The organism is Aggregatibacter sp. HK296 (assembly GCF_980469475.1).
Genome location: NZ_OZ413142.1, coordinates 488,473 through 506,325, shown reverse-complemented (window position 1 = coordinate 506,325; position 17,853 = coordinate 488,473). Strand labels below are relative to the sequence as shown.

Here is a 17,853-nt window from a genome sequence, read left to right as displayed (position 1 = left end):
GCTTAATCCTTTTTATTTTCCAAAGAAAACGCCATGATTCTGTGGCATAATTAGTGCGATTTTATTTATTTGATGGAGAATATCATGCGAATTTTACATACCATGTTGCGCGTAGGCGATTTACAACGTTCTATTCAGTTTTATCAAGATGTGTTGGGCATGCGTCTATTGCGCACCAGTGAAAACCCTGAATACAAATATTCTCTGGCTTTTTTAGGTTACGATGATGAAGACCGCGCCTCTGTGTTAGAATTAACTTATAACTGGGGTGTAGAAAAATACGATTTAGGTAACGCTTACGGCCATATCGCCATTGGTGTGGATGATATTTACGCTACTTGCGAAGCGGTTCGTCAAGCCGGTGGTAATGTTACTCGCGAACCGGGCCCTGTAAAAGGTGGCAAAACCGTGATTGCTTTTGTAGAAGATCCGGACGGTTACAAAATTGAATTCATCGAAAACCAAAGCGCACAAGCCGGCTTAGGTAACTAAATTCACCTCTCAAGTGCGGTAGGAAATTCAAAGATTTTTTAACGTGGATTATGAGCGATAATCCACGTTTTATTTTTAGGATAAGCTATGTCTGAAGCCCAAGAAGCAATTAATTACAACTTACTAAAACACCGATTTCGCGGTTATTTACCGGTGGTAATCGATGTAGAAACCGCCGGCTTGAACGCCAAAACCGATGCGCTATTAGAACTGGCAGCCATTACCCTAAAAATGGATGACGCAGGCAATTTAATTCCGGATCAGAAATGCCATTTTCACATTCAACCTTTTGAAGGCGCCAATATAGATCCTGAGTCCATCAAATTTAACGGCATCGACATCGACAACCCATTACGTGGAGCCGTGAGTGAAAATATCGCCATCAGCGAGATGTTTAAAATGGTACGCAAGGCACAAAAGGACGCAGACTGCCAACGTTCAATCATCGTGGCGCATAATGCAGCATTCGATCATGGATTTGTGATGGCTGCGGCACAACGCATGAATGCCAAACGCAACCCTTTCCATCCGTTTTCCACTTTTGACACCGCCACATTAAGCGGTTTTATGTTCGGGCAAACGGTATTAGTTAAAGCCTGCCAAGCGGCAAAAATTCCTTTTGACAACCAACAAGCCCATTCTGCGCTATATGATACGGAACGTACAGCAGAGCTATTTTGTTATATGGTGAATCATTTAAAACATTTGGGCGGATTTCCGCACATCGTGGCGGAAAATTAAAAAACATCAAGAATATCGACCGCACTTTACATTTTTTTTGAAAAAACACTTGCGATAAAAAATATTTTCCAGTAGTTTAAAAAGCAATTCACATAGGAGATTCCCAAATGCGCTTTATTCGTCGTCACCATCATCACCACGTAACTGAATGATCTTTCAGGTATTTGGTGTGCTTGGAAGATGACTTCCGAGCAGGCACGAATAAAACGTTATCCTTTAAAACCCCTCGGAAGTTGACTTTCGAGGGGTTTGTTTTTTTACGTAAAAATAAATTCCTCAGAAATTAGCCGATGATTTTATTAGACAAATTTTATTTCTCTAGTAAATTATCAATCACTTAACTCATAAGGACAAAAAAATGCTAACCAATCCAGTTGTTATTTCCATCGCGGTCTTGCTGATTCTCAGCTTGCTGCGAATTAACGTGGTCGTTGCCTTGGTTATTTCTGCCCTCACAGCAGGTTTAATCGGTGATTTAGGCCTAACAAAAACTATTGAAGCCTTTACCGGCGGCCTCGGCGGCGGTGCTGAAGTGGCAATGAACTACGCCATGCTCGGTGCATTTGCCATTGCCATCTCCAAATCGGGTATCACCGATTTGCTCGCCTATAAAGTGATTACCCGCATGAATAAAACCCCCTCTGCCAATGGGATTGCCATGTTCAAATATGCCTTATTGGGGATTTTGGTCTTGTTCTCGATTTCCTCACAAAACTTGTTACCGGTGCACATTGCGTTTATTCCAATTGTTGTTCCACCGCTACTTGCTGTGTTCAACAAACTAAAAATTGACCGTCGCGCCGTTGCTTGCGTCCTCACTTTCGGTTTAACCGCCACCTATATGTTATTGCCGGTGGGTTTCGGTAAAATCTTTATCGAAAGCATTTTAGTGAAAAATATTAATAATGTCGGTGCATCATTAGGGTTACAAACAACAGTAGGTGAAGTCTCTCTCGCTATGATGATTCCGGTAACTGGGATGATTTTAGGTTTATTGACTGCCGTATTTATCACTTATCGCAAACCGCGTGAATATGCCGTCACCACAGCAGAACCAACAACGCAAGACATTGAGCAACACATTGCTAACATTACACCAAAACAAATCACCGCAAGCCTTGTCGCGATTGTAGCAACCTTCACCACGCAATTAGTGACAAGCTCTACTATCATCGGTGGTTTAGTCGGTTTAGTCATTTTTGCCGTGTTCGGTATCTTCAAGCTCAAAGAAAGCAACGACATTTTCCAACAAGGCTTACGCCTAATGGCCATGATCGGCTTTGTGATGATCGCTGCCTCCGGTTTCGCCAATGTGATTAACACAACTACCGGTGTAACTGACTTAGTGCAAACCTTAGGGCAAGGCTTACAAAGTAAAGGACTTGCAGCGTTCTTAATGTTATTCGTCGGCTTGTTGATCACCATGGGGATCGGTTCTTCCTTCTCTACGGTGCCAATCATCACCTCGATTTACGTACCGCTTTGTTTGTCTTTCGGCTTCTCCCCACTTGCCACCGTGTCTATCGTGGGCGTTGCTGCAGCATTAGGTGATGCGGGCTCACCGGCTTCCGACTCAACCTTAGGGCCGACATCCGGTTTGAATATGGATGGTAAACACGACCACATTTGGGATTCTGTTGTACCCACCTTCATTCACTATAACATTCCGTTGTTAGCCTTCGGTTGGCTTGCAGCAATGACTCTCTAATCCTAAAAGTGCGGTCGGAAAAACACCTAAATTTTCCACCGCACTTTTGCTTTTTTATGTCTATGAACAACATTTCCACTCAACGCCTAAAACAAAGTCTCCAGGATTTCTTCGCGCGTTACGCCACGCAAAAAGAAGAGATTGTTTACGCCAAATTTTCCCCCAATCTGTTTACGGAAAATTGGCAAAAAACGGCATTTTATTTTGAGCAAATAGCGCTCACTCTCGTACAGCTTGAACAGATTGAAAGCAATAACATTGGAGCATGGCAGTTTTACACGCAAAAACTATCCGCACAATGCACCGCACTTTCGGATGCCTTAACGCGTCAACAGCAAAATGCTCAATTCTTTCCCGTTAAAGATAAAGAAGAAAATAAACCGCAAAATAAACGTCAGCATCCCGTACACAGCCTGCCACCGCGCGAACGCTTGGCAAAATATTATGAATATTTAGCGTCTTTTAATGAAAAAATTCAGCATGAGCAAGACAGTTTAAGTGAAGCGCAGAGAGAGGGACTTCCATTTAACCGATTAAAACTGGAACAACTAGAACAACGTCGCGCCCGTTGTTTGGAAGCCATCGAAATGTTAGAGGAATATTTAATTTTCCTCGAAAAGCAGAAATAGTCGCAATAAAAAACCTCGCAAACATCGCGAGGTTTTTTTCATGTTTATCCGATAAATTAGCCGGTGTAACGGCCTACACCCAGTTCATCTTCTTTACGGGTGCGGTTAATTACCATTTGTGGCGATTGCAACACACGCAAGCCCATTTGGGCTTCGGTGCGTACCACTTCACCACGTAGGGAGTTTGTGAATACGTCGGTGATTTTAATATCGACAAATTTCCCGATCATTTCCGGCGTACCTTGGAAATTCACAATACGGTTGGTTTCCGTACGACCGGTTAATTCCATAATATCTTTCTTCGATGGGCCTTCTACCAACACGCGTTGCTCCGTACCTAACATCGCGCGACTGAATTGAGCCGCTTGATTGTTGATGCGTTGTTGCAACAAATACAAACGTTGTTTTTTCTCGTCTTCAGTCACATCATCTGGGTAATCTGCCGCCGGTGTACCAGGACGGGCAGAATAAATAAAGCTGAAACTCATGTCGAAATTCACTTGAGCGATCAAATTCATGGTCTGCTCGAAATCTTCATTGGTTTCCCCCGGGAAGCCCACAATGAAGTCAGAACTGATTTGAATATTCGGACGTACCGCTTTTAGTTTGCGAATAATGGATTTGTATTCAAGCGCTGTATGTCCGCGTTTCATCATGGTTAACACACGGTCTGAACCGGATTGCACCGGCAAATGAAGGAAACTCACGAGCTCCGGCGTATCACGATAGACATCGATAATATCGTCGGTGAATTCGATCGGATGACTCGTGGTAAAACGTAAACGGTCAATACCATCAATGGCGGCGACTAAACGCAATAATTCTGCAAAAGTACAAATTTCACCGTCAAATGTCGGCCCACGATAAGCGTTCACGTTCTGACCAAGCAAGTTCACTTCACGCACGCCCTGTGCGGCTAACTGCGCAATTTCAAATAAAATATCATCTACCGGACGGCTTACTTCCTCACCACGGGTATAAGGCACCACACAATAAGTACAATATTTATTACAGCCTTCCATAATAGAAACGAAGGCAGTTGGTCCCTCTGCACGAGGCTCCGGCAGACAGTCAAATTTTTCGATTTCCGGGAAACTAATGTCCACGACGGAGCTTTTGCCGCCACGGATTTGGTTAATCATTTCCGGCAAGCGATGCAACGTTTGCGGCCCAAAAACAATGTCCACATAAGGTGCCCGGGTGCGAATATGCTCGCCTTCCTGCGATGCCACACAACCACCGACACCAATCAATAAATTCGGGTTATTTTTCTTTAATTCTTTCCAACGACCTAATTGATGGAAGACTTTTTCCTGTGCTTTTTCACGAATGGAACAGGTATTCAACAATAGAACATCCGCTTCTTCCGGCACCTCGGTAAGTTCTAAACCGTGCGTACTGTGTAATAAATCCGCCATTTTAGATGAATCGTATTCATTCATCTGGCAGCCCCAAGTTTTAATATGTAGTTTTTGCGTCATACTGGCTAAAATTTACTCTAATGGTTCATAAAAATTGACTGGCTATTCTACCGAGTTGCGCTTTTCATCGCTAGTAAAAAAGCAGATTTTTCGGAGATTTTTACCTGTTGGAGGTAGGAACAGTGCGCCCTAACGTGCATAAAAATGGATAAAGAAGGTGAAAAAAGAAAAGGCAGATAAAACACCGTAGACAAGTAAATTTAGCCTGAAATTTATCTGCCATGAATCAATACATGGAATGACTTACTGATTCGGTGAGTAATAAAGTTTACCGATTTCAATTTTTTGACGGCCGGTTTGTTCGCGCCATTTATTACTATCACGCAAAGAATAAACGCAACCGCAATATTCTTGCTGATAAAAACGCTCACGTTTACTGATTTCAATCATCCGTTGTGAGCCACCTTCTTTACGCCAGTTATAATCCCAATAGATTACATCATCATATTTTTCTGCCGCACGATGACCACAACCGTTAATTTGCTCCATGTCTTTCCAGCGGGAAATGCCAAGGCAACTGGTGAACACTGGGAAACCGTGCTCATGAGCATATTCAGCGGCTTTTTCAAAACGCATATCAAAACACATAGTACAACGAATACCGCGCTCCGGCTCCCATTCCATCCCCTTAGCTCGATCAAACCATTCTTGACGATCATAGTCGGCATCAATAAACGGGATACCAAATTTCTGTGCAAAACGAATATTTTCTTCCTTGCGGATCAAATATTCTTTTAACGGATGGATATTCGGGTTGTAGAAATAAATCGTAAATTCAATACCGGACGCCAAAATGGCTTCCATCACCTCACCCGAGCAAGGAGCGCAACAGGAATGCAAAAGCAGTTTATTGTGCCCTTCGGGCAATTCCAGTTTTTCACGAATAAAAGGTGCGTTCGGATCTTTGCGCAGTTTTTGTTTGCGCGTTTTATGTTGAAAACCGACCGCACTTTGAGATTGTTGTTCTGTCATAACTATTTAGCTTGAAGAATTTCGATACATTTATAAACAAATATTGTTGAACCTTTTGGATTATAAAGTGAAAACACAAAAAACTTTGGCGTATCGGCAGACTTTACTTCAAGTACAGCCTTTGTATTCGCCTTATTTGTATATTCCCACATCTGTGAATTATCGGTTCGAACGAGTTTTTCGTTGGGCGGTAGCAAACCGCTTTCCATATGATGCTTATCAATTTGGTTGAAAAACGTCACCATTTTAGATGCGCCATTTGGTTCTGCGCAGGAAAAATCGGCTGATAAAACTGACTGGTTAAAAAAGCACAACAAACATGTTAGGAGTCGCTTTTTCATTAATATGCTCTATCCACGGATAAATACGCTAAGGAAATCAACGCTTGTTTATACTCGCTTTCCGGCAGAATCTGAATCGCATCAACGGCTTTTTGTGCTTCTTGTTTAGCGCGATCCATCGCGTAATCAAGGGATTTATGTTCTGCCATAATAGCTAACACCTCATCAATGGCCTCACGTTTCCCACCTTGTTCGATGGCTTCGCGAATTAACGCGGCTTGTTGTTCATTGCCGTGGTGCATCGCATGTAATAAAGGAAGGGTCGGTTTGCCTTCGGCTAAATCATCGCCCACATTTTTCCCTAAGGCCTTAGCATTAGCGCTGTAATCTAACACATCATCCACTAACTGGAATGCCGTGCCGAGATAACGTCCATAACTTTGCAGCACCTGTTCCTGCGCCTCACTGCCGCCAGCAATAATTGCCGCTGCCTGTGCTGCCACTTCAAATAAACGGGCGGTTTTGCTGTAAATCACCCGCATGTAATTCTCTTCACTGGTTTGCGGATCATTAACGTTCATTAGCTGTTGTACTTCGCCTTCTGCCAACACATTAGTGGCATCCGCCATAATGCGCAAAATTTTTAAGGATTCCAGCTGAGCAACCAATTGGAAGGCGCGGGTATAAATAAAATCCCCCACCAACACGCTTGCGGCATTACCAAATTCTGCATTTGCCGTAGCACGCCCACGACGCATATCTGATTCATCCACAACATCATCGTGCAGCAAAGACGCTGTATGAATAAATTCCACAAAGGTGGCACAGGTAATGGCTTTTTGTCCTTCAAAACCTAAAGCTCTTGCCGCCAACACAGCAATTAAGGGACGAATGCGCTTGCCACCGCCTTGCACAATGTAGAATCCTAATTGATTAATCAGCACCACATCTGAGTTAAGTTGGGCTAAAATCGATTCGTTCACTTTTTGCATATCCGCTTGGCTTAACGCCTGGATTGCATTCATATCCATAAAGTTTGTTGTATTCATTTCTATAATTAGGCCACTTAAGATTAGGAAGTAAATGAAATTGAAAACGAAAGTGCGGTTGATTCTACCCGATTTTTCCACCTTTCTGAAATTAAACTACCTAAATTGCCAATTTTTTTATTTTATCGTAAATAAGTTCTTGCTATCCCCTAAATTTTTACGTAGAATTTGCGCCCTATTTATATGAATTTTATGTGCGAAATGAAATAACATTAGAGCACAATTTATAGCGGAGTATTTATGTACGCAGTTTTCCAAAGTGGCGGTAAACAACACCGAGTAAGCGAAGGTCAAGTCGTTCGTTTAGAAAAACTTGAACTTGCAACTGGCGCAACAGTTGAATTCGATTCAGTGTTGATGGTCGTTAATGGTGAAGATGTTAAAATCGGTGCCCCAGTAGTTGCTGGTGCAAAAGTAGTGGCTGAAGTTGTAGCGCAAGGTCGTGGCGATAAAATTAAAATCGTTAAATTCCGTCGTCGCAAACACAGCCGTAAACAACAAGGTCATCGTCAGTGGTTCACAGAAGTGAAAATCACTGGGATTCAAGCATAATTTCAGAGGAGATCAAGTAGATGGCAACTAAAAAAGCTGGTGGTTCAACTCGTAACGGTCGTGATTCTGAAGCTAAACGTCTTGGTGTTAAACGTTTCGGTGGTGAATCTGTATTAGCAGGTAGCATCATCGTTCGTCAACGTGGTACTAAATTCCACGCGGGCAACAACGTTGGAATGGGACGTGACCACACCTTATTCGCGACAGCCGATGGTAAAGTAAAATTTGAAGTAAAAGGCGAGAAAAGCCGTAAATACGTAAGTATTGTTACTGAATAATTTTATAAAACAGAATAAAACGCCCTGCTCATGCAGGGCTTTTTTGTAGGTAAAATCATGAAACAACAACCCATGTTAGGTTTTCTTTTTGCCCTCATTACCGCAATGGCATGGGGCTCTTTGCCTATTGCGTTAAAGCAAGTGGTTTCAGCCATGAATGTGGAAACCATTGTTTGGTATCGCTTTATTGTTGCCAGTATTGTTTTATTTTTACTCCTTGGCTACAAAAAAGCATTGCCCAACACATCAAAACTGGGTTACTACAGCAGTTTAGTTATGATTGGCGTACTAGGATTAGCCGGTAACTTTTTCTTATTTAATAGCTCACTCAATTACATTGAACCTTCCATTGCACAAATTTTTATCCATTTATCCTCTTTTGGTATGCTCATTTGCGGTGTTGTGATTTTTAAAGAAAAATTAGGGTTACACCAAAAAATCGGTTTGGTCTTATTAACCATCGGCTTAGGCTTCTTTTTTAATGATCGCTTAGCAATCTTCAGCGGACTAAATGCCTACTCCACCGGCGTTTTTCTCAGTATTAGCGCATCTTTAATATGGGTTGCTTACGGCATGGCACAAAAACTCATGCTAAGAAAATTCAGCTCACAACAAATTTTGCTGATGATCTATTTTGGTTGCGCCCTTGTCTTTACGCCCTTTGCTAAATTTTCACAAGTACAAGGCTTAACGCCTATCAGCCTTGGTTGCTTAATTTACTGTTGTTTAAATACGCTATTTGGTTATGGTGCTTATGCTGAAGCATTAAATCGTTGGGAAGTGTCAAAAGTCAGCGTGGTCATTACCTTGGTTCCGTTGTTTACTATTTTATTTGCGCACCTTGCCCACTATATCGACCCAACAGATTTTGCCGCCCCTGAACTAAATACTATTAGCTATATCGGTGCGTTTATTGTAGTATGCGGGGCAATTTTATCCGCCATCGGGCACAAGTTATTCCCTGCTCGCCCAAAAGTGCGGTAGTAATTTTCAGTATTTTGGAGAAATTGAATGAAATTTATTGATGAAGCTTTGATTCGTGTCGAAGCCGGTGACGGGGGCAACGGTTGTGCCAGTTTCCGTCGTGAAAAATATATTCCCAAAGGCGGTCCGGATGGGGGTGATGGTGGTGACGGTGGTGACGTTTATTTAATCGCTGACGAAAACCTCAACACGCTTATCGATTACCGTTTTGAAAAACGCTTTGCCGCCGAACGCGGTGAAAACGGACGCAGTGCAAACTGTACCGGACATCGAGGCAAAGATATTACTTTACGTGTACCGGTAGGAACGCGCGCTATTGATAACGACACTCAAGAAATTATCGGTGATTTAACCCAAAATGGCATGAGATTATTAGTTGCCAAAGGTGGTTATCATGGATTAGGTAATACTCGTTTCAAATCCTCCATTAACCGTGCGCCACGTCAAAAAACCATGGGGACACCGGGAGAAAAACGCGATTTATTATTAGAATTAATGTTGCTCGCCGATGTCGGGATGCTTGGTCTGCCGAATGCCGGCAAATCTACTTTTATCCGTGCGGTTTCTGCAGCTAAACCGAAAGTCGCTGACTATCCGTTTACCACCTTAGTGCCAAGCCTTGGCGTGGTGAAAGTAGATGACAATCGCAGTTTCGTTATCGCGGATATTCCCGGGTTAATTGAGGGGGCATCAGAAGGTGCCGGATTAGGTATTCGTTTCTTGAAACACTTAGAACGTTGTCGCGTATTAATTCACTTAGTGGATATCAACCCGATTGACGATTCTGATCCTGCAGATAACGTAGCAATTATCGAATCTGAGCTATTCCAATACAGTGAATCCTTAGCGGATAAACCACGTTGGTTGGTGTTCAACAAAATCGATACGATGAGCGACGAAGAAGCTCATGAACGTGCAGAAGAAATTGCTAAACGCTTAGGCTGGGAAGAAGATTATTATTTGATCTCTGCTGCGGCTGGCAAAAATGTTCCTCAACTGTGTCGCGACATCATGGATTTCCTAGAAGCGCATCCACGTGAAACGGAAGAAACGCTGGTAGAAAATGAAGAAGTGAAATTCAAGTGGGAAGATTACCATCAAGAGCAATTAGAAAATGCTGATTTTGATGATGAAGATGATGACTGGGATGACTGGTCAGAAGAAGATGAGGAAGGCGTAGAAATCATCTACAAGCCTTAATCAGATATAAAAAAGTGCGGTCAAAAATCTACGTGTTTTTTGACCGCACTTTTTTATGAATTACCGCAGAGAAAACTAGCCTTTTCGCGCATTTTTCATGATTCGTTCTTTTGCTACTTTCCACTCACGTTCTTTAATATCTTCTCGCTTATCCTGTTGTTTCTTACCCTTCGCTAAACCAATTTTGACTTTTGCCCATGCACCTTTCCAATATAAAGAAAGGGCAATTAGCGTAAATCCATCACGGTTTGCTTTGCCGAACAAAGAATCCAATTCACATTGTTTCAGCAATAATTTACGGGTTCGGGTTGGGTCACACACCACATGGGTTGATGCAACACTTAAAGGTTGAATGCTCGCGCCAAATAAAAAAGCTTCACCGTTTTTGAAAATAACATAGCTATCACTTAAATTTGCTTTGCCGGCGCGCATAGATTTCACTTCCCAGCCTTGTAATTCAAGACCTGCCTCAATTTCATCTTCAATAAAATAATCGTGTCTCGCACGCTTATTTAGCGCAATCGTATTAGAACCGGGTTTTACTTTTTTCTTGGTCATATATTATTGGAAATTAAATACAAATTGGCGCACATTCTACCGAATCCAGGCAAAGATAGCAAAAGCGCACAATAAGGATAACTTGCTCCTCTTTAGCAATAAGGGCGACTTGTCGATATTTTGATACCATTCGGAAATGAAATGTATCTAATCACTTCCTTTTACGTAAAACGACAGAAAAACTCACCGCACTTTTTCTTTCGAGATAAAAAAATCAGCGCCTAATGCGCTGATTCTCTTTATTCTAACTCACCACAGAAACGATAACCTTCTCCGTGAATAGTCGTGATGATTTCCGGTGTATCCGGATGATCTTCAAAATGTTTTCGAATACGGCGAATCGTGACGTCCACAGTACGATCTTGTGGCTTAAGCTCACGCCCCGTCATTTTTTTCAACAATTCTTCACGGGTTTGAATTTTTCCCGGATTTTCGCAGAAATGCAACATAGCACGAAATTCACTGCGCGGTAGCTTACGCTCTTCGCCTTCCGGCGTAACCAAAGTACGGCTATTTAAATCTAATGTCCAACCATTAAATTTATATTGTTCAATTTGATGAGCACGCTGATTTTCCTGCATTGTACGCTGTAATAAATTACGTGCACGAATCGTTAATTCACGTGGATTAAACGGTTTAGTAATGTAATCATCAGCCCCAATTTCCAAGCCGAGAATTTTATCCACTTCATTATCCCGACCGGTTAAAAACATCAATGCGATGTCTGCATTCTCACGCAATTCGCGGGCAAGCATTAAACCATTTTTCCCCGGCAAATTAATATCCATAATGACCAAATTAATGTCTTCTGTTTCTAGAATTCGGTGCATTTGGGAACCGTCAGCCGCTTCAAAAACATCATATCCTTCGGCTTCAAAAATGCTTTTTAATGTATTTCTGGTAATCGTTTCATCTTCAACAATTAAAATTTGTGGTGTTTGCATTAGCAAATCCTTCATTTTCTTAGTTATTACATCGGTATTCAGTTATTCGACAACACATAACCTGAATTTTATAATTGCAACATTATTGTAACAACAAAAACAATTAAATGAGAATTTATTCGCCTTTGATTTTATGATCTATATCACAAAATCAACAGGATTCGACAAATAAAAAATCCTTCAATAAACAACGTTATTGAAGGACTAGCTAAAGTTACACACAAAGCTAAAGTACGAGAGAAATCAACGTTTTTTCTTACCACCCTGACGCGCTTTAAAACGCGGGTTTTCTTTACAGATCACATATACGACGCCATGACGACGCACAACTTTGCAACCAGGATGGCGAGTTTTTGCTGTTTTTAATGAAGATAAAACTTGCATAAACATTCCTTATTTCGATTTGAAAATGCCGAACTTGCCATAACGATTAGCAAAATCGCTGGCACGACCTTCATTAGCAACTTGTCTAACTTTACCGGTATAAAATGGATGTGATGCCGAGGATGTATCACACATAAACACCGGATATTCTTTGCCATCTTCCCACTTCATGGTGTTTGTGGTTCTGGCACAAGAGCGAATTAAAAAGCCTTGCTTAGCATTAGAATCATAAAAAAGAACGGTACGATAATTTTCCGGATGAATCCCTTTTTTCATTTTATACAACCTTATTTCTTGATGAAAAATAACAATGCGCACCATGTTACACAAAAAACGCCACCCAAGCAAACTTATTTTAATTAAAAAAATAAGAGGGTAGAAAAAAGTGTTGAATCAAGCTTTACATAAGCAAAAATAACTTAAAAAAACACCCAAGATGCCTAATTAATTTTTATAAAAAACAATGTTATTTTCGACCGCACTTTAATAAAAACCTAATAAGTTCTTATTTCAGGTGCTTGATAGGACTTAATAAACTGTTCTATTTCAAGAAGATCTGTACTGAATAACAATTTGTCAAAATGTGTTTGACTCAAGAATCCCTCATTTACCATGCTTTGATACATGTTTCTGAGCGGTTCATAAAAACCATTTTGGTTAAATAAAATACAAGGATGCGGATTTTGTCCAATACGCGACCAAGAATACACTTCACAGATTTCTTCTAGTGTTCCCGGTCCACCAGGCAACGCAATACAAGCATCAGCAAATGCCAACATCTTTGCTTTCCGTTCCGCCATAGAATTGACCACGATAATTTCTGTACAGCCACTGTGCGCAACTTCCCTTTCTCGTAAAAATGCGGGAATCACGCCTATCACTTCCCCACCATGAGATAATACGGTATCTGCTAACAATCCCATGAGTCCTGCTTTGCCACCACCATAAATCAATCGATGATGATGTTGTGCAAGCCATTTACCTAACTCAATTGTTGCCTGCTGATATGCCGGTACATTTCCCAATGCCGCACCACAATAAACGGTGATATTCATTTTATTCCCTCAATAATATGACTTCTAATAAAGTCGGCTCACTGCGAATTTATTTCACAAAAAACGCGACCATAAAGGATGATATTTTACAGCAATTTGTTTTCTGTAGTGCTAGAATGTGCCCCATTTTATGGAAAATCATCACTGTATCTTATGAAAAAATATCTTCTTCTCGCGTTCTGTTTACTCACAACATTGAGCCTACAAGCTGCGGATCTCTTCAATAATAAACCGAAATTTTTACCGGTGGATCAAGCATTTCAGCTACATGCAGAACAGCAGCATGAAAATATTTTGTTGAATTGGCAAATTATCGACAATTACTATCTTTACCAAGACAAACTGGAATTTTCACTTAACGGTCAGCCAATTGACGTTCAACCGCAATTTTTAACTACAGCGGAACAGTATCAAGATCCTTATTTCGGCACAGTAAATATTTTCAAACACCAGCTTGCCCTTAAGTTACCGTTGCCAAATAAAGGCGTGCAAGATCTTTTAGACGTTACCTACCAAGGTTGTACCCAAGGCTTTTGCTATCCGCCGGAAACCAAGCAATTTACGCTCAGCGACATCCCACAAAATGCGATGACAGCCCCAATGGAAGCCAAAAGACAGCAAAGTGCGGCAGGAAATTCAGATGTTTTATCATCACAACAAAATCAACTTGCTGACAGCCTATTTCAGAGCAAGTATGCCATGTTGTGGTTTTTTGTGCTTGGTATCGGTTTAGCCTTTACGCCTTGCGTACTCCCAATGCTTCCTTTGTTATCGGCCATTGTAATCGGTAGTCGAACAGAACAGAGTAATACATGGCGAGCCGTGGCGTTAAGTTTCGTGTATGTGCAAGGCATGGCATTAACTTATACTTTATTGGGTTTATTGGTTGTACTCATCGGTTTACCGTTCCAAGTGGCGTTACAAAGCCCCTATGTTTTAATTGGATTGTCACTTGTTTTCACCTTGCTGGCCCTTTCAATGTTCGGTGTCTTTACTTTACAACTGCCCTCCTCGTTACAAACCAAGCTGACTCAGCTGAGTCAACAACAAAAGAGCGGTGCCTTTTTCGGTGTATTCGCCATGGGCGCAATCGCCGGTTTAGTGGCATCCCCTTGCACCTCCGCTCCACTATCCGGAGCATTGCTGTATGTGGCTCAATCTGGGGATTTTGTGATTGGTGCATTAACCTTGTATTTATTAGCCCTTGGCATGGGGTTACCGCTCATTCTGATTACCGTATTCGGTAACAAAATCCTACCGAAATCCGGTGCTTGGATGGAAAACGTGAAAACCGCATTTGGTTTTGTCATGCTAGCGTTACCGGTGTTTTTACTTTCCCGTATTCTTCCTGCCGTTTGGGAACCGCGTTTGTGGGCATTACTTGGTGTCAGTTTCTTTGTCTGGCTTACTATGCAAATGCGTTCCACCGGCATCGGATTATTCTTCCGCATTGTATCCCTCATAGCAGCCATGGCACTCGCTCAGCCGTTACAAACATGGCTATGGCAGAATCATGCACAACCGGCAGAAACCCAAAGTGCGGTTCAAAATTCACTTGAATTTCAACAAGTACACAGCTACGACGAACTTCAACAAGCATTAGCACAAAATCCCAAAGCCATGGCAATGCTGGATCTCTATGCAGATTGGTGTATCGCCTGTAAAGAGTTTGATCATAAAACCTTTGCCGATTCAAAGGTGCAGGCTGCGTTAAAAGACGTTTTATTGTTAAGAATCGATATGACGAATAACAGCGAAAATAACCGCACTTTAATGAAACAGTTATCGGTAACCGGCTTGCCGACACTGATTTTCTTTAATGCTGAAGGCAAAGAAATCGCAGCCCAGCGCATTACCGGTTTTATGGAAAGTGAGACATTTTTGCAAACACTCCAAGCGGCCAAAAACAGCGATTATTAACAGTTAAGAAAAAATCCTTTTCCTTTTATGTTGTTTTTTTCTTCAAAATTGATTGTTAGCATATACAACCTCAATTTTGATTACTTCTATTTAAGGAAAGGAAAAATGTTTTTAAACAAATACAGCAACTACTTTTTAGGTTTATTACGTATCGTTTCAGGCTATGCTTTTGTGTTGCACGCAACTGCAAAATTCTGGGAATTCCCTGTTTCCATGACTGGCGGCAATGGCGCTGTGGAATTGGCTTCATTAATGGGCGTAGGCGGCATCATTGAGCTTGTATTGGGTATTCTCTTAATTTTAGGTTTATTTACTCGCGTCTCCGCTTTCTTACTAAGTGGTCAAATGGCGGTCGCTTACTTCATGTTCCATGCGCCTAAAGGTTTCTTATTTCCATTAGCCAATGGCGGTGAAACCGCATTTTTATACTGCTTTATCTTCTTATACTTTGTATTTGCCGGTGCAGGTGCATTCGCATTAGATAACAAAATCAGTAAAAAATAATCTCTCCGATGGAAGATAAAAAGGATGAGGACACACCTCATCCTTTTTTCTATATCAAATGAAACAATAAAAAAACCGCACTTGAGGTTTACTTCAAGTGCGGTGATTTTTATCGGCGTTTTTCGCAAGGAAATTATTTACCGCTCCATGCTTTAATAGCATCTAAACGCGCTTTCACTTTGCTTTGGGAATCACCTTTGAAATAATCTTTGGCTAAACCGCCTTCCCAGCCACCATAGTTCGGGTTAGGTAACACAATGTAAGTTTTGCCGAATTTTGCTTGGTTTTTCGCCACAAAATCACGACGATCTGCATTTAATTTACCGTGTGTTGCATCACCGAAATCATCTAAGTTATCACCGACATAAAGCACGATGTCATAGCCTTGGCTTTCGATTTCAGCAAAACGAGCGGATTTGGCAGATTTATCTTTTTTGAGGTAAAGAGAAGATTCATCAACACCCGTAAAACCTAAACGTTTCATGTCATCAATGGTGCCGGCTTTTTCATTTTTGTCTTTACGATTAGACACATAGAACATTTTGCCTTTGTGTGAATTGACGTAATTATTAAATTCTACCGCACCGGCAATCGCGCCTGATTCTCTCGCATCAACCCAGCGAGTCCAATCTTTGCCATCAAATGGTTTGTTGTTTTGAATTTGCCAACCTGCATATGGGCTGTTATCAATCATGGTTTCATCCAAATCCACTACAACCGCTTTTTTCTTGCCTTTTTTCACTTTAGCGTGATCAAATGCAACTTTCGCCGTATTAAAAGCTTGATACGCCAACGCATCGTATTCACCGGATTCTTGCATCCAGTTAATGCCTAACACCGCTTGTTGTTGTAATTGAGCATCACCTTGTGTCGCATTATGAGTACAACCGGCTAATACAAACGCAGAAACCACGGCAAGTGCGGTCATTTTTAATGTTTTTTTCATGAAATTCTCCTTTGGGTTTGATAAATCGCTAAAAACAATAGCGCCCCTATTTTGAATCAGGGGACTATTTTATTCAATAGCCATAAAAACAAAAAAAGGCATGTTTAACACATGCCTTTTATTGATACATTTATTTCGCTAAACATTGGCTATAGCTGTCTGCGGTAAACTGCAAGAAAGCGGCATAAGGGTTGCCTTCCGCTTTGACGCTATCGCCCATCGGGTCAAGGCGTCCGACTTTTACTTGTGTCGCTTTGCTTAAACTTTCAATCACTTTTGGCGTGAACTGCGGCTCAGCAAATAAGCAGCTTACTTTGTGTTCGGCAATTTCTTCTTTGATTTTTGCTAAGGTTTTTGCGCCCGGCGCCACCAACGGATTAATGGTGAAATAACCGGTTTGATTTAAACCATAGGCCTGGTTGAAATAGCCATAAGCATCGTGGAAGACATAGAAGCCTTTGTCTTTTACGCTTTCTAATTGCGCTTTAATTTTTACACTGGTTTCAGCTAAAGTGCGGTCGAATTCCGCGACGTTTTTTTCAATCAGCGCTTTTTTCTCCGGATATTGTTTTACCAGTTTCGAAGCAATACGTTGTGCCACAACTTTACTGATATCCGGTGAATACCATACGTGCCAGTTAATTGACGCGTCATCGTCATGATGATGTTCATGTCCTTCATGTGCATGGTCGTGTTTATGATCGTGATCGCCGTGTGCATGTTTGTGGTCATGCCCTTCGTGCGCATGATGATGACCTTCATGACTGTGTTCATGGGCATCGCCTTCACCGTGATGATGGTGATGTTCGCCTTTCATGAGGAAAGGTTCAATCGCTGCGATGTCTTTGATGGTTAAGACTTTTTTATAATCCAGATCATCAATAGATTTATCCAAAAATAGATCTACGTCTTCGCCAATCCAAACGACCATTTCAGCAGATTTTAATTTTTGTGCATCGGAGGGTTTCAAATTGTAATCGTGTGGAGAAGCGCCTGTCGGCACTAATACATCCACATCTGTTACCTCATTTGCAATCGCGCTAGCAATAAACCCAAGCGGTTTAATGGAAGTGACAATCGTAGCGGAAGCCACGGCAGAGAAAGAAAGAATCGCTGCGGCAATCGCCGTTTTTTTCCAACCTTGTACTAATTGAGTCATTGTATTTCCTTTTATG

The 17,853-nt window shown here is 41.5% G+C and carries 21 protein-coding genes and 1 other annotated feature; of the genes, 10 read left to right on the top strand and 11 right to left on the bottom strand.

The genetic code is table 11. The features are described from left to right. The first annotated feature begins 84 nt into the window (after positions 1 to 84). From gloA to priC, 4 genes are all read left to right on the top strand, one after another. Positions 85 to 492, top strand: a complete 408-nt coding sequence (gloA, locus tag AC30SH_RS02540; protein ID WP_048749033.1) for a lactoylglutathione lyase — start codon at positions 85 to 87, stop codon at positions 490 to 492. A gap of 87 nt (positions 493 to 579) precedes the next feature. Continuing rightward, a complete protein-coding gene (gene rnt / locus AC30SH_RS02535; RefSeq protein ID WP_109860021.1) occupies positions 580 to 1,233 on the top strand; it encodes a ribonuclease T in 654 nt (217 codons plus the stop codon). A gap of 127 nt (positions 1,234 to 1,360) precedes the next feature. After that, positions 1,361 to 1,489: a sequence feature (His leader region), on the top strand. Positions 1,490 to 1,591: 102 nt separating this feature from the next. After that, a complete protein-coding gene (locus AC30SH_RS02530; protein ID WP_109432053.1) occupies positions 1,592 to 2,941 on the top strand; it encodes a Na+/H+ antiporter family protein in 1,350 nt (449 codons plus the stop codon). A 62-nt stretch (positions 2,942 to 3,003) separates the two neighbouring features. Beyond that, positions 3,004 to 3,570, top strand: coding sequence for a primosomal replication protein PriC (gene priC, locus AC30SH_RS02525; protein WP_212510756.1), 567 nt, complete (start codon positions 3,004 to 3,006; stop codon positions 3,568 to 3,570). 56 nt (positions 3,571 to 3,626) lie between these two features. Here priC and miaB read toward each other — a convergent pair whose 3' ends face one another. The 4 genes from miaB to ispB all read right to left on the bottom strand — a co-directional run bounded on the left by miaB (position 3,627) and on the right by ispB (position 7,335). Further along, on the bottom strand, positions 3,627 to 5,051 hold the full coding sequence (gene miaB, locus AC30SH_RS02520; RefSeq protein WP_212509860.1) for a tRNA (N6-isopentenyl adenosine(37)-C2)-methylthiotransferase MiaB: 1,425 nt from the start codon (positions 5,049 to 5,051) through the stop codon (positions 3,627 to 3,629). 243 nt (positions 5,052 to 5,294) lie between these two features. Further along, positions 5,295 to 6,023: an epoxyqueuosine reductase QueH gene (locus AC30SH_RS02515; RefSeq protein ID WP_048749023.1), complete on the bottom strand. Its 729-nt coding sequence runs from the start codon at positions 6,021 to 6,023 to the stop codon at positions 5,295 to 5,297. A 2-nt stretch (positions 6,024 to 6,025) separates the two neighbouring features. Continuing rightward, positions 6,026 to 6,364 (bottom strand): hypothetical protein, encoded by a 339-nt coding sequence (locus AC30SH_RS02510; protein WP_212509861.1) that lies wholly within the window; start codon positions 6,362 to 6,364, stop codon positions 6,026 to 6,028. Beyond that, positions 6,364 to 7,335 carry an octaprenyl diphosphate synthase gene (gene ispB, locus AC30SH_RS02505; protein WP_371817624.1) on the bottom strand — a complete coding sequence of 324 codons (972 nt, stop codon included), beginning with the start codon at positions 7,333 to 7,335 and terminating at the stop codon, positions 6,364 to 6,366. Before ispB ends, AC30SH_RS02510 begins: the two co-directional genes overlap by 1 nt. 258 nt (positions 7,336 to 7,593) lie before the next feature. On the opposite strand from ispB, the gene rplU reads away from it, so the two are divergent. The 4 genes from rplU to cgtA are packed head-to-tail and all read left to right on the top strand — an operon-like array spanning position 7,594 to position 10,367. Further along, positions 7,594 to 7,905, top strand: coding sequence for a 50S ribosomal protein L21 (gene rplU, locus AC30SH_RS02500; RefSeq protein ID WP_006719042.1), 312 nt, complete (start codon positions 7,594 to 7,596; stop codon positions 7,903 to 7,905). Positions 7,906 to 7,925: 20 nt separating this feature from the next. After that, positions 7,926 to 8,183 (top strand): 50S ribosomal protein L27, encoded by a 258-nt coding sequence (gene rpmA / locus AC30SH_RS02495; protein ID WP_005539872.1) that lies wholly within the window; start codon positions 7,926 to 7,928, stop codon positions 8,181 to 8,183. A 57-nt stretch (positions 8,184 to 8,240) separates the two neighbouring features. Next, on the top strand, positions 8,241 to 9,167 hold the full coding sequence (locus tag AC30SH_RS02490; protein WP_212509863.1) for a DMT family transporter: 927 nt from the start codon (positions 8,241 to 8,243) through the stop codon (positions 9,165 to 9,167). 27 nt (positions 9,168 to 9,194) lie between these two features. Further along, the gene (gene cgtA / locus AC30SH_RS02485) at positions 9,195 to 10,367 is read left to right on the top strand and encodes an Obg family GTPase CgtA (RefSeq protein ID WP_212509864.1); all 1,173 of its coding nucleotides are present in this window, start codon (positions 9,195 to 9,197) and stop codon (positions 10,365 to 10,367) included. 75 nt (positions 10,368 to 10,442) lie between these two features. Here cgtA and smpB read toward each other — a convergent pair whose 3' ends face one another. The 5 genes from smpB to AC30SH_RS02460 all read right to left on the bottom strand — a co-directional run bounded on the left by smpB (position 10,443) and on the right by AC30SH_RS02460 (position 13,308). Beyond that, complete coding sequence (gene smpB / locus AC30SH_RS02480; RefSeq protein WP_212509865.1) at positions 10,443 to 10,925, bottom strand: SsrA-binding protein SmpB; 483 nt, start codon at positions 10,923 to 10,925, stop codon at positions 10,443 to 10,445. Positions 10,926 to 11,164: 239 nt separating this feature from the next. Continuing rightward, positions 11,165 to 11,869: a two-component system response regulator ArcA gene (gene arcA / locus AC30SH_RS02475; RefSeq protein WP_032997947.1), complete on the bottom strand. Its 705-nt coding sequence runs from the start codon at positions 11,867 to 11,869 to the stop codon at positions 11,165 to 11,167. A 243-nt stretch (positions 11,870 to 12,112) separates the two neighbouring features. Continuing rightward, entirely contained in the window at positions 12,113 to 12,253 is a 141-nt protein-coding gene (ykgO, locus tag AC30SH_RS02470; RefSeq protein ID WP_006719061.1) for a type B 50S ribosomal protein L36, read from the bottom strand. Positions 12,254 to 12,262: 9 nt separating this feature from the next. After that, positions 12,263 to 12,529, bottom strand: a complete 267-nt coding sequence (locus tag AC30SH_RS02465; protein ID WP_032997949.1) for a type B 50S ribosomal protein L31 — start codon at positions 12,527 to 12,529, stop codon at positions 12,263 to 12,265. Positions 12,530 to 12,747: 218 nt separating this feature from the next. Then, positions 12,748 to 13,308 carry an LOG family protein gene (locus AC30SH_RS02460; RefSeq protein WP_212509866.1) on the bottom strand — a complete coding sequence of 187 codons (561 nt, stop codon included), beginning with the start codon at positions 13,306 to 13,308 and terminating at the stop codon, positions 12,748 to 12,750. A 153-nt stretch (positions 13,309 to 13,461) separates the two neighbouring features. On the opposite strand from AC30SH_RS02460, the gene AC30SH_RS02455 reads away from it, so the two are divergent. Both AC30SH_RS02455 and AC30SH_RS02450 read left to right on the top strand, forming a co-directional pair. Further along, the gene (locus AC30SH_RS02455) at positions 13,462 to 15,228 is read left to right on the top strand and encodes a protein-disulfide reductase DsbD (protein ID WP_212509867.1); all 1,767 of its coding nucleotides are present in this window, start codon (positions 13,462 to 13,464) and stop codon (positions 15,226 to 15,228) included. A 105-nt stretch (positions 15,229 to 15,333) separates the two neighbouring features. Further along, a complete protein-coding gene (locus AC30SH_RS02450; protein WP_212509868.1) occupies positions 15,334 to 15,732 on the top strand; it encodes a DoxX family protein in 399 nt (132 codons plus the stop codon). Between the two features lie 133 nt (positions 15,733 to 15,865). Here the strand turns inward: AC30SH_RS02450 and AC30SH_RS02445 are convergent, their stop codons facing one another. Then, positions 15,866 to 16,678 carry a 5'-nucleotidase, lipoprotein e(P4) family gene (locus tag AC30SH_RS02445; RefSeq protein ID WP_212509869.1) on the bottom strand — a complete coding sequence of 271 codons (813 nt, stop codon included), beginning with the start codon at positions 16,676 to 16,678 and terminating at the stop codon, positions 15,866 to 15,868. A gap of 130 nt (positions 16,679 to 16,808) precedes the next feature. Then, the gene (znuA, locus tag AC30SH_RS02440; protein WP_212509870.1) at positions 16,809 to 17,837 is read right to left on the bottom strand and encodes a zinc ABC transporter substrate-binding protein ZnuA; all 1,029 of its coding nucleotides are present in this window, start codon (positions 17,835 to 17,837) and stop codon (positions 16,809 to 16,811) included. Positions 17,838 to 17,853 lie beyond the last annotated feature (16 nt).

Excerpts from the sequence above, each read along its gene's own strand:
- AC30SH_RS02530 (WP_109432053.1), top strand. The coding sequence starts at position 1,592 with ATGCTAACCAATCCAGTTGTTATTTCCATCGCGGTCTTGCTGATTCTC.
- rplU (WP_006719042.1), top strand. The coding sequence starts at position 7,594 with ATGTACGCAGTTTTCCAAAGTGGCGGTAAACAACACCGAGTAAGCGAA.
- AC30SH_RS02510 (WP_212509861.1), bottom strand. The coding sequence starts at position 6,364 with ATGAAAAAGCGACTCCTAACATGTTTGTTGTGCTTTTTTAACCAGTCA.
- AC30SH_RS02455 (WP_212509867.1), top strand. The coding sequence starts at position 13,462 with ATGAAAAAATATCTTCTTCTCGCGTTCTGTTTACTCACAACATTGAGC.
- ykgO (WP_006719061.1), bottom strand. The coding sequence starts at position 12,253 with ATGCAAGTTTTATCTTCATTAAAAACAGCAAAAACTCGCCATCCTGGT.
- znuA (WP_212509870.1), bottom strand. The coding sequence starts at position 17,837 with ATGACTCAATTAGTACAAGGTTGGAAAAAAACGGCGATTGCCGCAGCG.
- AC30SH_RS02490 (WP_212509863.1), top strand. The coding sequence starts at position 8,241 with ATGAAACAACAACCCATGTTAGGTTTTCTTTTTGCCCTCATTACCGCA.
- AC30SH_RS02460 (WP_212509866.1), bottom strand. The coding sequence starts at position 13,308 with ATGAATATCACCGTTTATTGTGGTGCGGCATTGGGAAATGTACCGGCA.
- smpB (WP_212509865.1), bottom strand. The coding sequence starts at position 10,925 with ATGACCAAGAAAAAAGTAAAACCCGGTTCTAATACGATTGCGCTAAAT.
- ispB (WP_371817624.1), bottom strand. The coding sequence starts at position 7,335 with ATGGATATGAATGCAATCCAGGCGTTAAGCCAAGCGGATATGCAAAAA.
- priC (WP_212510756.1), top strand. The coding sequence starts at position 3,004 with ATGAACAACATTTCCACTCAACGCCTAAAACAAAGTCTCCAGGATTTC.
- miaB (WP_212509860.1), bottom strand. The coding sequence starts at position 5,051 with ATGACGCAAAAACTACATATTAAAACTTGGGGCTGCCAGATGAATGAA.
- rpmA (WP_005539872.1), top strand. The coding sequence starts at position 7,926 with ATGGCAACTAAAAAAGCTGGTGGTTCAACTCGTAACGGTCGTGATTCT.
- AC30SH_RS02515 (WP_048749023.1), bottom strand. The coding sequence starts at position 6,023 with ATGACAGAACAACAATCTCAAAGTGCGGTCGGTTTTCAACATAAAACG.
- arcA (WP_032997947.1), bottom strand. The coding sequence starts at position 11,869 with ATGCAAACACCACAAATTTTAATTGTTGAAGATGAAACGATTACCAGA.
- gloA (WP_048749033.1), top strand. The coding sequence starts at position 85 with ATGCGAATTTTACATACCATGTTGCGCGTAGGCGATTTACAACGTTCT.
- AC30SH_RS02445 (WP_212509869.1), bottom strand. The coding sequence starts at position 16,678 with ATGAAAAAAACATTAAAAATGACCGCACTTGCCGTGGTTTCTGCGTTT.
- AC30SH_RS02450 (WP_212509868.1), top strand. The coding sequence starts at position 15,334 with ATGTTTTTAAACAAATACAGCAACTACTTTTTAGGTTTATTACGTATC.
- rnt (WP_109860021.1), top strand. The coding sequence starts at position 580 with ATGTCTGAAGCCCAAGAAGCAATTAATTACAACTTACTAAAACACCGA.
- AC30SH_RS02465 (WP_032997949.1), bottom strand. The coding sequence starts at position 12,529 with ATGAAAAAAGGGATTCATCCGGAAAATTATCGTACCGTTCTTTTTTAT.
- cgtA (WP_212509864.1), top strand. The coding sequence starts at position 9,195 with ATGAAATTTATTGATGAAGCTTTGATTCGTGTCGAAGCCGGTGACGGG.